We start from the raw sequence: 14,118 nt of genomic DNA on the forward strand, positions 1-14,118 counted from the left end.
GGGCCGCCGCGGCCGTACACTCCCCGCCCATGGGGATCACGAATGACGCCGTCACCGGGGACCTCGCACCGGAGGGTGTGCTGCGGGCGTCGATCAATCTGGGCAATCCCGTGCTGGCCCAGGGCCCTTCCAAAGCGCCGACCGGTATCACGGTCGACATCGCGCGGGAGATCGGCGCGCGGCTCGGGGTGCCGGTGGAGTTCGTCTGCTTCGACGCGGCGCGCGAGTCGTACGAGGCGATGGCGACGGGGCGGGCGGACATCTGCTTCCTGGCCGTCGAGCCCGCGCGGGAGGCGGAGGTGGCGTTCACCGCGCCGTACGTCGTCATCGACGGGGTGTACGCCGTACCGCAGGGCTCGCCGTTCAGCACGGCGGACGAGGTGGACCGGGACGGGGTGCGGATCGGGGTGAAGCGGGGGTCCGCGTACGACCTGTTCCTCTCCCGCACCCTCCGGCACGCGAGCGTGGTGCGCGGCGAGGAAGGGGTCGAGGTCTTCCGCGCCGAGGGGCTGGAGGTGGCGGCCGGGATCCGGCAGGCGCTGACGGCGTATGTGGCCGCGCACCCGGATCTGCGGCTGATCGAGGACCGGTTCATGCGGATCCGGCAGGCGCTGGGCACGGCGAAGAGCCGACGGCCGGAGACCGTCCGGTTTCTGCGGGAGCTGATCGAGGAGCTGAAGGGACACGGCTTCGTGGCCGACGCGCTGCGGCGTGCGGGGCAGTCCGCGGAGCTGGTCGCCCCGCCGGGGTAGGGCCCTGCCACGGCGGACGCCCCGCACCGCGCCCGGCGGCGGAGTGAACCAGTGGCGGTCCCGGCCCGCGCCGTGCCGTCGAGCACGCTCCAGGCCGTAGTTTCCCGGCATGACCACACCTCAGCAGCGGATCGGGTCCGGCTTCGGGCCCCGGAGCACCACGGACGACGTCCTGCGCGGGATCGACCTCACCGGCCGGAACGCCCTCGTCACCGGCGGCGCCTCCGGCCTCGGGCTGGAGACGACACGGGCACTCGCGGGCGCGGGGGCGCGGGTCGTGGTGGGGGCGCGCCGGGTGGCGGCGGCGCGGGAGGCGGTCGCGGGGGTCGGCGGGGGCGTGGAGGTCGAGCAGCTGGACCTCGCCGACCTCGACAGTGTCCGCGGCTTCGCGGAGCGGTTCCTCGCCTCCGGCCGCCCGCTGGACATGGTCATCAACAACGCCGGGGTCATGGCGTGCCCGGAGACCCGGGTCGGACCGGGCTGGGAAGCGCAGTTCGCCACCAACCACCTCGGCCACTTCACGCTCGTCAACCGCCTCTGGCCCGCCATCGCCGCCGGGGGTGCGCGCGGTGGCGGAGCGGCGGGCGGCGGGGCGCGGGTCGTCGCGGTGTCGTCCAACGGACACCAGCTCTCCGACATCCGCTGGGACGATCCGCAGTTCGAGCGCGGCTACGACAAGTGGGCCGCGTACGGGCAGGCGAAGACGGCCAACGCGCTGTTCGCCCTCGGGCTCGACGTCCTCGGCCGGGACGCCGGGGTGCGGGCGTTCTCCGTCCACCCCGGCACCATCGCCACCGATCTCGCCCGCCATGTGCCCCGCGAGGAGATGGTCGCCGCGGGCTGGATCGACGAACACGGCAATGTGGCGGGCGCGTTCAAGACGCCCGAGCAGGGCGCGGCGACCCAGGTGTGGGCGGCGACCTCACCGGCGCTGGCGGACCTGGGCGGCGCGTACTGCGAGGACTGCGACATCGCGGAGCCCGCGGGTGAGGGCGAGCTGATCGACGGCGTACGCGACTACGCCACCGACCGGACGGCCGCGGCCCGGCTCTGGCGGCTGTCGGCCGGGCTGACCGGGGTGAACGCTTTCGGGTGAGGCGCTCGGCGTCCGCGGCGCGAGTCGGCGGCGGTGGAAATCACCTGCGCGGCGGGGCGGTCACCGGCCATGATCGTAGGCCGCACGGCCCCGGCCCGGGACCGGTGCCCGACCACCGCGCGAGGAGCCGGCCGATGACCAACGACCCCCGCATCGACCCGCCCCGCTTCGGCGACGAACGCGAGACGCTGCGCGCCTACCTCGACCTGCACCGCGCCACGCTCGCCATGAAGTGTCAGGGGCTCACCGACGAGGAGCTGCGGCAGCGCTCGATGCCGCCCTCGACGCTCTCGCTGCTCGGCCTGGTGCGCCACCTCGCCGAGGTGGAACGCGCCTGGTTCCAGCGCACGTTCGAGGACCACGAGGCGCCGATGGTGTGGTCGGACACCGTCGACTTCCAGGCCGCGTACGACGCGAGCGAGTCGACCAGGGCCGAGGCGTTCGCGGTGTGGGAGGCGGAGGTCGAGAACTCCCGCCGGATAGAACGGGCGGCCGAGTCGCTGGACCTGGCCGGTTACCAGCCCCGGTGGGACGAGGAGGTGTCGCTGCGGATGGTGCTGCTGCACGTCCTGCTGGAGTACGCCCGCCACAACGGCCACGCCGACTTCCTGCGCGAGGGCGTCGACGGGGTCACGGGGGCCTGAGAACCGGGCGGGTCCGGCCCGCGCCCCGGGCGGGTGGCCGCGCCGGTCTTCCGCCCCGCCGGGGCAAGCGGTTTCATGGACGGGACGCTGATCGACTGCGCTCACCGCGCGAGGAGGTCCGAGGTTGTCCGTGCTCTCCCGTCCTCATCCGTCGCCCCGCCCCGTCCGGTCCGCCCCGCCCCCTCGCGCCCTCCGCTGGTCCCTCCGCAGCCGCCGCCGGGTGGCCGCCGACGCCGCGCTGCTGGCCGTCGCGGCCGCCTTCCTCCTCCCGCTGGCCTGGCTGCTGCTCGCCTCGCTCGACAGCGAGGCCACCCTGCGGGTCTCGGCGCCCGGATCGCCCACGCTGGACAACTTCTCGGCGGTGTGGACGGACGAGATCACCTTCACCCCGATGCTCAACAGCCTGCTGCTGTGCGGCGGGGCCACCGTCCTGACGGTGGCGTGCGCGGCGCCGGCCGCGTATCCGCTCTCCCGCTTCCGGTCCCGCCTGGTGCGCCCGTATCTGCTCACGGTGCTGTTCACCACCTGTCTGCCGATCACCGCGATCATGGTCCCGGTCTACGGTCTCTTCGTCCAGGTGGATCTGATCGACACCATGGCGGGCACCGCGCTGTTCCTCGCCGCCTCCCAACTCCCCTTCGCCGTCTGGCTGATGAAGAACTTCATGGACGGCGTGCCGGTGATCCTGGAGGAGGCGGCCTGGACGGACGGCGCGTCCTGGCTCCAGAGCCTGACCCGGGTGATCCTGCCCCTGATGGGGCCGGGCATCACGGTGGTGATGATCTACAGCTTCATCATGATGTGGGGCAACTTCTTCGTCCCCTTCATGCTGCTCCTCTCCCCCGAGCAGCTGCCCGCCTCGGTGTCCATCTTCACCTTCTTCGGCAACTACGGCCAGGTCGTCTACGGCCAGCTCGCCGCCTTCTCGATCCTCTACTCCACCCCGGTGCTCCTGCTGTACGTACTGATCTCCCGTCGGCTGGGCGGCGGCTTCGCGCTGGGCGGCGCGGTCAAGGGGTGAGCCGACCGGGCGCCGGCCCACCGCGTCTCATCCGCCCGGCAACGACGGCGCCGCGCAGCCGTGGTGGCCGGCGGACCGGGTCGCGAACGCCTTGAGGGCGGCGCGTTCGTAGGCCAGGTCCGGGCTGCGGCGGGCGTCGCCGTCGGCGTCGTCGGCGCGGATCAGGTAGAGCGCGGACTCGGCGCCTTCGGGGCAGGTGGCTCCGGCCCAGTAGGCGCTCTTGCCCAGCCGCCCCGCGGCTTTCTCGGCGGGGGTGACGTTCTCGTAGTCGTAGTCCCGGGTGAACTGGGAGCGGGCGTCCTCCGCGTACGGGCCGTAGTACGCCTCCAGCCGGTAGCGCGGGGAGCCGTCCCGGGCGCCGAGGGCGCAGATCTCGCGCGGTGCGCCCTCGCGGGCGGTCTCGCGGGCGGTGGAGACGGCGGAGCGCGAGGCCGTCGGGACCCCGGCGCAGGTGCCCCTGGCGCCGATGAGCGGTTCGTACTCGTCCTCGTTGACCGGCAGATCGACATCCCTGACCGGTGTGCCCAGGCGTGCGCCGCAGTCCCAGTGCTCGTTGGCGGCCTCGGCGGTGGCGGTGGCGGTGCGGACGAAGTCGGGGCGATTGGCGGGGTCGTCGAGGGTGACCTCGCGGCCGAGCGCCGTGTCGACGGTGATCAGCAGGGAGTCGCCGCCCTTGGCGCACGGCAGCAGTACGGCGGTGGTGGCCTCGCCGTCCTCGCCGTCGCCGAGCCGGGCGCTGTCGGTGGCGAACAGGCCGGCCCAGCCGTGGCCGAGCGGGACGGGGAGGGTGTCCCGGGACGGCAGGGCGGCGTACAGCTCGCCGTTACCGTACTCGCTGCTCGGGCGGGGTGAGCCCGCGATGGTCACCGTGAGGCTGCCGCCGCTCTCGGTCTTCACCTCGCAGCGCACGGACAGGGAGTTGCCCCGTTCGCTCCCGCCCCCGCCGTCGAAGGAGCCCTCGGTGTGGTTGGTGACGTCCGTGTCGTCGTCGCCGAGCACCGCGCGGACGTCGCTGACCGGGAGCACCCCGTCGCAGGCCTCGTCCAGCGCCCGTTCCTCGCTGCCCGCGAACCAGACGATCACGCCCGCGAGGGCGGCCAGCGCCGGCGCGACGGCCCCGAGCGTGCGCAGCCGCCGCCGGGTGAGCGGCCGTGGGATCAGTGCCACTGCTCCACCTCTCCGAGCACCTTGGTGTCACGGCAGCCCGCCGACCTCGGCCAGGCGTCGTCGGAACGGAGATAGCGGTCCAGCACCGCGCGGACGACGGTGGAGAACCTGGCGCGGTCCTTGGCGCCGAGGACCGCGGTGTCCCCGTCGTCGAAGCGGACCTCGGGGAGCACGGAGACCCGGTGGTAGGTGGCCCGGCCACCGCACACCGACCGTGCCCACAGGGCGAGTTGGGGGCGTGAGGCGTACGACGAGATGCGGTCCTCGCCCTTGTCGCCGCCGGGGCCGGACTCGCCCTCCGACGGGCCGTCCTTCTTCCCGTCCGCCTCCTGGTCCGCCTTCTGGTCCGCGTTCTCGTCCGCGTTCTCGTCCGCTCCCCACCCGGGCACATTGCCCTCGCGCTCGTACGCGTCGTACGCGGACCGGCCGAGGATCCCCGACCAGCTGGCGGCCTCGACCCCGGTGATCTCCCACTCCTTGGCGGACTCGCCGTCGTTCTCCTCGGCCTCCTCGTCCCAGTCGCCGACGCAGGCGCTCAAGCCGCCGGACTCCTGGAGGTCGCCGAGGCTGGTCCAGCGGCCGGACTTCACGCCGCGCAGCGAAGGGCCGCTGATCCAGCGGCACTTGCGCAGATCGCGGCTGGGCTCGTCGATCCGCTCGGACCGCCACCGGCCCTTCTTGGCGTGTGCCTCGTAGGTGTCCACGACATCGGTCGGCATCGGCAGCGGGGCGCCGCCGCAGTGCTGGGACGCGGTGATGGCGTTGGCGACGTGCACGGCGGTACGGAATCCGGCGAGCGCGGTGGCACGCTCGCGGCCACTCCGGTCCGCCCGGCCACCGCCCTCCGCGCCGCCCTCGGTGGTGACCTCGGCGCGGACGTAGAGATCGGTGGTGGGCCGGGCGCGTCCGGCGAGCCCGCCCCGGCAGTCGGCCACCAGCCAGGCGCCGTGGCGTCCGTACTGGCCGGTGGTGCCGGGTGCCACGAAGGTGCCCTCGCCACCGCTCGGGTCGAGCAGCTCCCGGGTCTTCATCTCCTCGGGCACATCGGAGACCAGGGCCTCGGCATGGACCGTGACCCCCAGTCCGTCACCGAAGGACAGGGAGCAGTCCAGCAGCGACCGGCTGTCCCGGTCCGGGGCCAGCATCGTGCCGTACTGCCGCAGTTCACCCCGGCGTCCGTCGGGCACCAGACGTGCGAGATCGCCGTAGGGCAGAGTCCCGTCGCACGCCTTTCTCAACTGGGCCCGGTTGGCGGCGCGATGACCGCCCTCGGTGCCCCGGGTCGCCAGGACGACGCCCACGACCAGCGCAGTGATGACCGCGATGAGGACCGTGCGGCGCAGCCACCCACGGTCCGGTAAACCCCGCATCCCGCCCGTACTCCTTCATCCCCCTGATCGAGCGATCCCCACGATCAGGTGTCCCCCGTGATCGCGGGGACAGTACCAGAGGGGGCCGGGGGCTGGCGCGTCAGCCAGGGTTCGCCCCGGAGGGCACCCGGTCGAAACGGAACACCTGCCCCGATTCGCCCGCCCGGCACGGGAGTTGGACCACATGGTCCCAGGGTTCGGTGCCGCCGCCGGGCACCGTCAGACAGAAGTCGCTGTGGACCGGCCGCAGCCGGAAACCGGTGACGGGCCGGTCGACGGGCTCCAGCCGGAACGTCTCTCCCGAGCCCCGGGAGTCGCAGAAGTCGTTGACGAGCAAGGCCCCCGGGACCTTTCGCCGAGCGGTGATCCCCGAGCAGCCGGGGCCGTGCTCGGAGTGCCGGGTGGCGATCCGCCAGTATCCGCCGTCCAGCCGCTCGAGGGAGAAGTCGGGGAGAACGTCCGCGCACGGCGCCTGATAGACCCACGCGGTGCGGTCGCCCTCGCGCTCGGAGAAACAGAGCGCGGAATGGACGGCCCGGATCCGGTACCCCCCGGGGGCGGGCGCGGGCAGCGCGGCGCCGGAGGTCGAGGCCGTTCCGGTGCCCGGCTCCTGCCGTGCGCCCTCCTGCCGCTGTTCCGCCTTCTGCCCCGCCGGTGCGCCGTGGTGGCTGCCGCGGGTGGTGACCGCGATGGCCACCACGGTGGCGGTCAGTGCCAGGACGGAGAGCAGTGTCACCGCACGCGAGCGGGGTAAGGACGGCTCCGGCAGGACGGCGTCCTCGTCCTCGTCCTCGTCCACGTCCACGGCCGGGGCCGGGATCGGGGCCGGGGCCGGGACCGGGGCGACGGCGGGCACGGCCCGGCACGTGGCGGCGGCCGCGGCGGAACCGCCGCCGTGGCCGGACACGGCACCGGCCGCCAGGTCCGCACGGACCGACAGCCAGACGGTGAGCCCGGCGGACCCGACCCCACAGGCCCGGACGAACGCGGCCACCTGCTCCTCGCGCGGCAGCGTGGCGCGCCCGAGCATACGGGCGACCGTGCTGCGCGGCAGGACGTCCCCGGCCGCGTCGGCGCGCACCGCCAACTCCCGGGCGGTCAGGTGCGACCAGTCCTTGAGCGCCCGCATCCGGGCGATGAACTCCTCGGGGCTCCGGGCGTGTTGTGGATCCGGAGCGCTGACGACCTCGGCCATCTGTGGTTCTCCCCCGCGGGCGTGTCCCGGCGCTGTCCGGGACAGGTCCGGGGCGTGTCCCGGACACGGGGACAGCCTTGTTCACTCACGTCGATTGTTCAAGGGTGAACTTCGTCAAGGGATGAAAAACGAGCGGCGGCCGTAACCATCCACGGGGGTACGGTCACAGCCGCCGTCACATCGCGCGGGAAATCACGCGGGAAATCACGCGGGAAAGGGCGGACGCGGGTGGATCAGAAGACCGACTCGGCCTCGTCCATGCGGTCCACCGGAACGGTCTTCAGCTCGGTGACGGCGTCGGCGATCGGCGCCATCGTGATGTCCGTGCCGCGCAGCGCGGTCATCATGCCGAAGTCACCGCGGTGCGCGGCCTCGACGGCGTGCCAGCCGAAGCGGGTGGCGAGCACCCGGTCGTACGCGGTGGGGGTGCCGCCGCGCTGCACATGGCCGAGGATCACCGGACGGGCCTCCTTGCCGAGACGCCGCTCCAGCTCGGCCGCCAGGCGGTTGCCGATCCCGGCGAACCGCTCGTGGCCGTACTGGTCGATCTCGCCCTTCTGGTAGTCCATGGAGCCCTCGGCGGGGTGCGCGCCCTCGGCCACACAGATGACCGCGAACTTCTTGCCGCGCGCGAAGCGCTCCTCGACCATCTTCACCAGGGCGTCGACCTCGAAGGGCCGCTCCGGCAGACAGATGCCGTGGGCACCGCCGGCCATCCCGGACTCCAGGGCGATCCAGCCCGCGTGCCGCCCCATGACCTCGACGACCATGACCCGCTGATGCGATTCGGCGGTGGTCTTCAGCCGGTCCATGGCCTCGGTGGCGACGCCGACGGCGGTGTCGAAACCGAAGGTGCGGTCGGTGGAGGAGATGTCGTTGTCGATGGTCTTGGGGACCCCGACGATCGGCAGCCCCGCGTCCGACAGCATCCGGGCGGCGGTGAGGGTGCCCTCGCCGCCGATCGGGATCAGCACGTCTATGCCGTAGTCGCGGGCGTGGTCCCTGGAGGTCTCGCACGCCTCGCGCAGCCGGGCCCGCTCCAGCCGGGAGGAGCCGAGGATGGTGCCCCCGCGGGCGAGGATGCCGCCGACGTCGTCGAGGTCGAGCTTGCGGTGACGGCCGTCGAGGAGGCCCTTGAACCCGTCCTCGAACCCGATCACCTCGTCGCCGTGGCCGACCACCGCGCGGTGGACGACCGACCGGATCACAGCGTTGAGGCCGGGGCAGTCGCCGCCTGCGGTGAGAACTCCGATGCGCATCGTGCTGTGTCTCCTGCTCCCTACGGGTAGATCTGAGCCAGTCCGATTGTTTCATGGGCGCGGTGGTGCTGTATCCCTCGCATCGGCGAGCGCCATAATCACGGCCGCAGGTATTGTCAAGAGGACTGGGCCATACAATGTGGTCAATTTGCGTCCGAAGGACGCAGGCCAGGACAACACCCGAGGAACGCCGAGGAAACGGAGATCACGCGTGACGCGCAGCGTGTACGTGACCGGGATCGAGCGTGGCGACGGACGCCAGGTCGTCGAGCTGGGAGTGATGGAACTCCTGACCCGCCATGTCGACCGCGTCGGGGTCTTCCGGCCCCTGGTGCACGACGACCCCGACCGCCTCTTCGAGCTGCTGCGGGCCCGGTACCGGCTGAGCCAGTCCCCCGCGTCCGTCTTCGGCATGACCTACGAGGCCGCGGCCGCCCTCCAGGCCGAGGCGGGCAGCGACGAGCTGGTCTCCCAGCTGGTCGGCCGGTTCCACGAGGTGGCCCGGGAGTACGAATACGTCCTGGTGCTGGGCAGCGACTACGCGGCCACCAGTCTCCCCGACGAGCTGGGGCTCAACGCACGGCTGGCCAATGAGTTCGGCGCCTCGGTGATCACCGTGGTGGGCGGGCAGAACCAGACCGTGGAGTCCGTCGGCGCCGAGGCGCACAACGCCTACCGGGCCTTTGAGGCACAGGGCTGCGACGTGGTCTCCGTGGTGGTCAACCGGGTCGCCGCCGAGGACCGCGAGGCCATCGCCGAGCGGCTGGGCTCCCGGCTGCCGGTCCCCTGCTACGTGCTGCCCGAGGACGCCGCGCTGTCGGCGCCCACCGTCTCGCAGATCGTCCGCACCCTGGGCGCCGAGGTACTGCTCGGCGATCACTCCGGACTCTCGAGGGACGTACGGGACTTCGTCTTCGGCGGCGCGATGCTGCCCAGCTTCCTGCCCGCGCTCACCGAGGGCTGTCTGGTGGTGACGCCCGGGGACCGCGCCGATCTGATCGTGGGCGCGCTGGCCGCGCACAGCGCGGGTGCCCCGGCCATCGCCGGGGTGCTGCTCACCCTGGACGAGCGGCCGGGCCCGGACATCCTGGCGCTCGCCTCGCGGCTGGCCCCGGGCACCCCGGTGGCGTCGGTGGCGGGCGGGTCCTTCCCGACCGCGGCCGAGCTGTTCGCGGTCGAGGGCAAGCTGACCGCGGGCGTCCCGCGCAAGGCGGAGACCGCGCTCGGCCTCTTCGAGCGGCATGTGGACACCACGGCGCTCACCGAGCGGATCGCGGTGGCCCGCTCCGGCCGGGTCACCCCGATGATGTTCGAGCACGAGCTGATCGAGCGCTCCCGCTCCCAGCGCCGCCGGGTCGTCCTCCCCGAGGGCACCGAGGAGCGGGTGCTGCGGGCGGCCGATGTGCTGCTGCGCCGGGATGTGTGCGACCTCACCCTGCTCGGTGAGGAGGACACGGTCCGCAAGCGCGCCGCCGAACTGGGCATCCAGCTCGCGGACGCCGATGTCGTCGATCCGCAGACCTCCCCGCTGCGCGAGCGCTTCGCCGAACAGTACGCGCGGCTGCGCGCCCACAAGGGCGTCTCCTACGAACTGGCGTACGACGTGGTGGCCGATGTCTCCTACTTCGGCACCCTGATGGTGCAGGAGGGGCTGGCCGACGGGATGGTCTCGGGCGCGGTGCACTCCACAGCCGCCACCATCCGGCCCGCGTTCGAGATCATCAAGACCGCGTCGGGCGCCCACATCGTCTCGTCGGTGTTCTTCATGTGCCTGGCCGACCGGGTGCTGGTGTACGGCGACTGCGCGGTCAACCCGGATCCCAACGCCGAGCAGCTCGCGGACATCGCCATCCAGTCGGCGACCACCGCCGCCCAGTTCGGGGTGGAGCCGAGGATCGCGATGCTGTCGTACTCCACCGGCACCTCCGGCTCCGGCGCCGATGTGGACAAGGTCCGCAAGGCGACCGAGCTGGTGCGCGAGCGCCGCCCGGACCTGCTGGTCGAGGGCCCCATCCAGTACGACGCCGCGGTGGACGCGGCGGTGGCGGCCACCAAGCTGCCCGGCTCCGAGGTGGCGGGCCAGGCCACCGTGCTGATCTTCCCGGACCTGAACACCGGCAACAACACCTACAAGGCCGTCCAGCGCTCGGCGGGCGCCGTCGCGGTCGGCCCGGTGCTCCAGGGTCTGCGCAAGCCGGTGAACGACCTGTCCCGCGGGGCACTCGTCCAGGACATCGTCAACACCGTCTCCATCACCGCCATCCAGGCGCAGCCCCCGACATCCACGACGTCCCCGACACAGAAGGTGCAGTCCGCGTGAACGGCTCCCGCGTCCTCGTCCTCAACTCCGGCTCCTCGTCGGTCAAGTACCAGCTGCTGGACATGACCGACCGCACCCGGCTCGCCTCCGGCATCGTGGAGCGGATCGGCGAGGGCCCGGTCGCCGACCACGCGGCCGCCCTCAAGCAGGTCGCCGACGAGCTGGCCCGGCAGAACCTGGGGCTGGACTCGCCGGAGCTGGCGGCGGTCGGCCACCGGGTGGTGCACGGCGGCACCCGGTTCACCACGCCCGCGCTGATCACCGACGAGGTGGTCGAGGAGATCGAGAAGCTGATCCCGCTGGCCCCGCTGCACAACCCGGCCAATGTCACCGGGATCAAGGTGGCCCGGGAGCTGCGCCCGGACCTGCCGCAGGTCGCGGTGTTCGACACGGCGTTCCACTCGACGATGCCGGAGGCCGCGGCGCGCTACGCCATCGACGTGGACACCGCCGACCGGTTCGGGGTGCGCCGCTACGGCTTCCACGGCACCTCGCACGCGTATGTCTCCCGCGCCACCGCGGCCCTGCTGGACCGGCCCGTCTCCGAGCTCAACACCATCGTGCTGCACCTGGGCAACGGGGCCAGCGCCTCGGCCGTGCGCGGCGGGGAGTGCGTGGACACCTCGATGGGGCTCACCCCGCTGGAGGGCCTGGTGATGGGCACCCGCTCGGGCGATCTGGACGCGGCCGCGATCTTCCATCTGTCCCGGGTGGGCGAGATGTCCATCGACGAGATCGACACCCTGCTGAACAAGCGCAGCGGGCTGCTCGGGCTGTGCGGGGACAACGACATGCGCGAGATCGGCCGCCGGATGGGCGAGGGCGACTCCGAAGCACAGCTCGCCTTCGACATCTACATCCACCGGCTGCGGAAGTATGTGGGCGCGTACACCGCGGTACTCGGGCGGGTGGACGCCATCGCCTTCACCGCCGGTGTGGGAGAGAACTCCGCGGCGGTACGGGAGGCGGCGATGGGCGGGCTCACCGCGTTCGGTGTCGAGGTGGACACGGTGCGGAACGCGCTGCGCGGTTCCGGGGCACGGCTGATCTCCGCCGAGAGCAGCCGGGTCGCGGTGGCCGTGGTGCCCACCGATGAAGAGCTGGAGATCGCCAGCCAGACGTTCGACCTGGTCAGCGACTAGCCGCCGTTTTGTTGTCCGTCCTTCTCCGGCCTGAAATATTCCGCTGCGAAACAAACCGATAGGATCAGCCTCATGCGCCGTTCCAAAATCGTCTGCACCCTGGGCCCCGCCGTCGACTCCTACGACCAGCTGAAGTCACTGATCGAGGCCGGGATGAACGTGGCCCGATTCAATATGAGCCACGGGAGTCACGCGGAGCACGAGGAGCGGTACCACCGCGTCCGCAAGGCGTCCGAGGAGACCGGGCACGCGGTGGGCGTGCTGGCCGACCTCCAGGGCCCCAAGATCCGACTGGAGACCTTCGCCGACGGCCCGGTGGAGCTGGTCCGCGGCGACGAGTTCATCATCACCACCGAGGACGTCCCCGGCGACCGGACCATCTGCGGCACCACCTACAAGGGGCTGCCGGGCGATGTCTCCAAGGGCGACCAGGTCCTGATCAACGACGGCAATGTGGAGCTGCGGGTCACCGCGGTCGAGGGCCCGCGGGTGCGGACCATCGTCATCGAGGGCGGGGTGATCTCCGACCACAAGGGGATCAACCTGCCGGGTGCGGCGGTCAATGTCCCGGCGCTGTCCGAGAAGGACATCGAGGACCTGAAGTTCGCCCTGGGCATGGGGTGCGACATGGTCGCGCTGTCCTTCGTCCGGGACGCGGCCGACGTCCGCGATGTGCACCGGGTGATGGACGAGGCGGGCCGCCGGGTGCCGGTGATCGCCAAGGTCGAGAAGCCGCAGGCGGTCGCCAACATGGCCGATGTTGTCGCGGCCTTCGACGGCGTGATGGTGGCCCGTGGGGACCTGGCGGTGGAATACCCGCTGGAGAAGGTCCCGATGGTGCAGAAGCGGCTGATCGAGCTGTGTCGCCGGAACGCCAAGCCGGTGATCGTGGCGACCCAGATGATGGAGTCGATGATCACCAACTCCCGTCCGACCCGCGCCGAGGCGTCCGATGTCGCCAACGCGATCCTGGACGGTGCGGACGCGGTCATGCTGTCCGCCGAGTCCTCGGTCGGCTCGTATCCGATCGAGACCGTCAAGACGATGTCCCGGATCGTCCAGGCCGCCGAGGAGGAGCTGCTCTCCCGTGGCCTCCAGCCGCTGGTGCCGGGCAAGAAGCCCCGGACGCAGGGCGGTTCGGTGGCCCGCGCGGCCTGCGAGATCGCCGACTTCCTGGGGGCCAAGTCGCTGGTGGGATTCACCAAGTCCGGTGACACCGCCCGGCGGCTCTCCCGCTACCGCGTCCAGCAGCCGATCCTGGCCTTCACCACCGACGCCGCCACCCGCAACCAGCTCACGCTGAGCTGGGGCGTGGAGTCCTTCGTGGTGCCCTACGTCGAGAACACCGACGCGATGGTGGACCTGGTCGACGCCGAGCTGCTGAAGCTGGGCCGCTACTCCGCGGGCGACACCATGATCATCACCGCTGGTTCGCCCCCCGGTGTCCCCGGCACCACCAACATGGTGCGGGTGCACCACCTGGGCGGCGAGAGCCGGTAACCCTCCCCCGCGACAGCGAGCGGCCGGGCTCCTTTCGGAGTCCGGCCGTCGCCGTTCCCCGGCGGACCTCAGCACATGCCGGGTGCGCAGGGTGTGGACGTCGTCCGGGCCGAGCACCCGCCGACGGTCGATCAGCAGCAGCCGCAGCATCTTGACGGCCTCCGGACGCCGCCCGGACTCGCCCAGGTTGACGGCGAGGAACTGACGGCTGCGCAGGGTGTCCGGATGGTCCGCGCCGAGCACCCCCAGCTGCCGGGCGTGGATCTCCCGCAGCGGCCGGGCAGCCTCCGCCGGGGCTCCGGCCCCCGCCGAGGCTGTGCGCCAGCCACTGACGGCTGCGCAGCGTCTCCTCGTGGTCCGCGCCCAACAGGGCCCGCTGCTCCTCCAGCAGTGCCCTCAAGCCCTCGGACGCCCCCTGGTACCGCCCGGCCTCGCACAGCGCCACGGCCGCCTCGAACCGGGCGCGGTCGGCGGCGCGGCCGTGGGCGCGGTTGTTGGCCGAGGGCGAGCAGCGCCGCGTTCCGGCTGCCGCGCTGGAGCGGCTCACCCGCTGTCCCCCGTTTCCCCCGACGCACTCCCGAAGCCACGCACTCCCGAGCGACATGGAGCGCGTCCGTTCGGACACTCAAGGTAATCATAGGCCCCGGTGCGC

General features: G+C 72.2%; 11 protein-coding genes and 1 pseudogene. 7 read left to right on the forward strand and 5 right to left on the reverse strand.

From position 1 onward, the window contains the following. Positions 1-29 precede the first annotated feature (29 nt). From HUT19_RS12630 to HUT19_RS12645, 4 genes are all read left to right on the forward strand, one after another. Positions 30-752: a transporter substrate-binding domain-containing protein gene (locus tag HUT19_RS12630; RefSeq protein WP_176180567.1), complete on the forward strand. Its 723-nt coding sequence runs from the start codon at positions 30-32 to the stop codon at positions 750-752. A gap of 109 nt (positions 753-861) precedes the next feature. Beyond that, the gene (locus tag HUT19_RS12635) at positions 862-1,848 is read left to right on the forward strand and encodes an oxidoreductase (protein WP_176180568.1); all 987 of its coding nucleotides are present in this window, start codon (positions 862-864) and stop codon (positions 1,846-1,848) included. A gap of 134 nt (positions 1,849-1,982) precedes the next feature. Then, positions 1,983-2,492, forward strand: coding sequence for a DinB family protein (locus HUT19_RS12640; protein WP_176180569.1), 510 nt, complete (start codon positions 1,983-1,985; stop codon positions 2,490-2,492). A gap of 220 nt (positions 2,493-2,712) precedes the next feature. Beyond that, the gene (locus tag HUT19_RS12645) at positions 2,713-3,513 is read left to right on the forward strand and encodes a carbohydrate ABC transporter permease (protein ID WP_176186806.1); all 801 of its coding nucleotides are present in this window, start codon (positions 2,713-2,715) and stop codon (positions 3,511-3,513) included. A 27-nt stretch (positions 3,514-3,540) separates the two neighbouring features. On the opposite strand, the gene HUT19_RS12650 is transcribed toward HUT19_RS12645, so the two are convergent. The 4 genes from HUT19_RS12650 to HUT19_RS12665 all read right to left on the reverse strand — a co-directional run bounded on the left by HUT19_RS12650 (position 3,541) and on the right by HUT19_RS12665 (position 8,504). Next, positions 3,541-4,680: a hypothetical protein gene (locus HUT19_RS12650; protein ID WP_176180570.1), complete on the reverse strand. Its 1,140-nt coding sequence runs from the start codon at positions 4,678-4,680 to the stop codon at positions 3,541-3,543. Further along, a complete protein-coding gene (locus tag HUT19_RS12655) occupies positions 4,671-6,050 on the reverse strand; it encodes a hypothetical protein (protein ID WP_176180571.1) in 1,380 nt (459 codons plus the stop codon). Before HUT19_RS12655 ends, HUT19_RS12650 begins: the two co-directional genes overlap by 10 nt. A 100-nt stretch (positions 6,051-6,150) precedes the next feature. Next, positions 6,151-7,245 (reverse strand): hypothetical protein, encoded by a 1,095-nt coding sequence (locus tag HUT19_RS12660; protein WP_176180572.1) that lies wholly within the window; start codon positions 7,243-7,245, stop codon positions 6,151-6,153. A gap of 233 nt (positions 7,246-7,478) precedes the next feature. Next, entirely contained in the window at positions 7,479-8,504 is a 1,026-nt protein-coding gene (locus tag HUT19_RS12665) for a 6-phosphofructokinase (protein WP_176180573.1), read from the reverse strand. A gap of 211 nt (positions 8,505-8,715) precedes the next feature. On the opposite strand from HUT19_RS12665, the gene pta reads away from it, so the two are divergent. From pta to pyk, 3 genes are all read left to right on the forward strand, one after another. Further along, positions 8,716-10,824, forward strand: a complete 2,109-nt coding sequence (gene pta / locus HUT19_RS12670) for a phosphate acetyltransferase (protein ID WP_176180574.1) — start codon at positions 8,716-8,718, stop codon at positions 10,822-10,824. Then, entirely contained in the window at positions 10,821-11,966 is a 1,146-nt protein-coding gene (locus tag HUT19_RS12675) for an acetate kinase (RefSeq protein ID WP_176180575.1), read from the forward strand. The genes pta and HUT19_RS12675 overlap by 4 nt, the downstream gene beginning before the upstream one ends. Before the next feature lie 72 nt (positions 11,967-12,038). Further along, positions 12,039-13,466: a pyruvate kinase gene (pyk, locus tag HUT19_RS12680; RefSeq protein WP_176180576.1), complete on the forward strand. Its 1,428-nt coding sequence runs from the start codon at positions 12,039-12,041 to the stop codon at positions 13,464-13,466. 111 nt (positions 13,467-13,577) lie between these two features. Here pyk and HUT19_RS44250 read toward each other — a convergent pair. Then, positions 13,578-13,709: pseudogene (locus tag HUT19_RS44250) on the reverse strand (tetratricopeptide repeat protein); the annotation flags it as partial. Positions 13,710-14,118: the final 409 nt, after the last annotated feature.

Source organism: Streptomyces sp. NA02950, assembly GCF_013364155.1.
Lineage (GTDB): Bacteria > Actinomycetota > Actinomycetes > Streptomycetales > Streptomycetaceae > Streptomyces.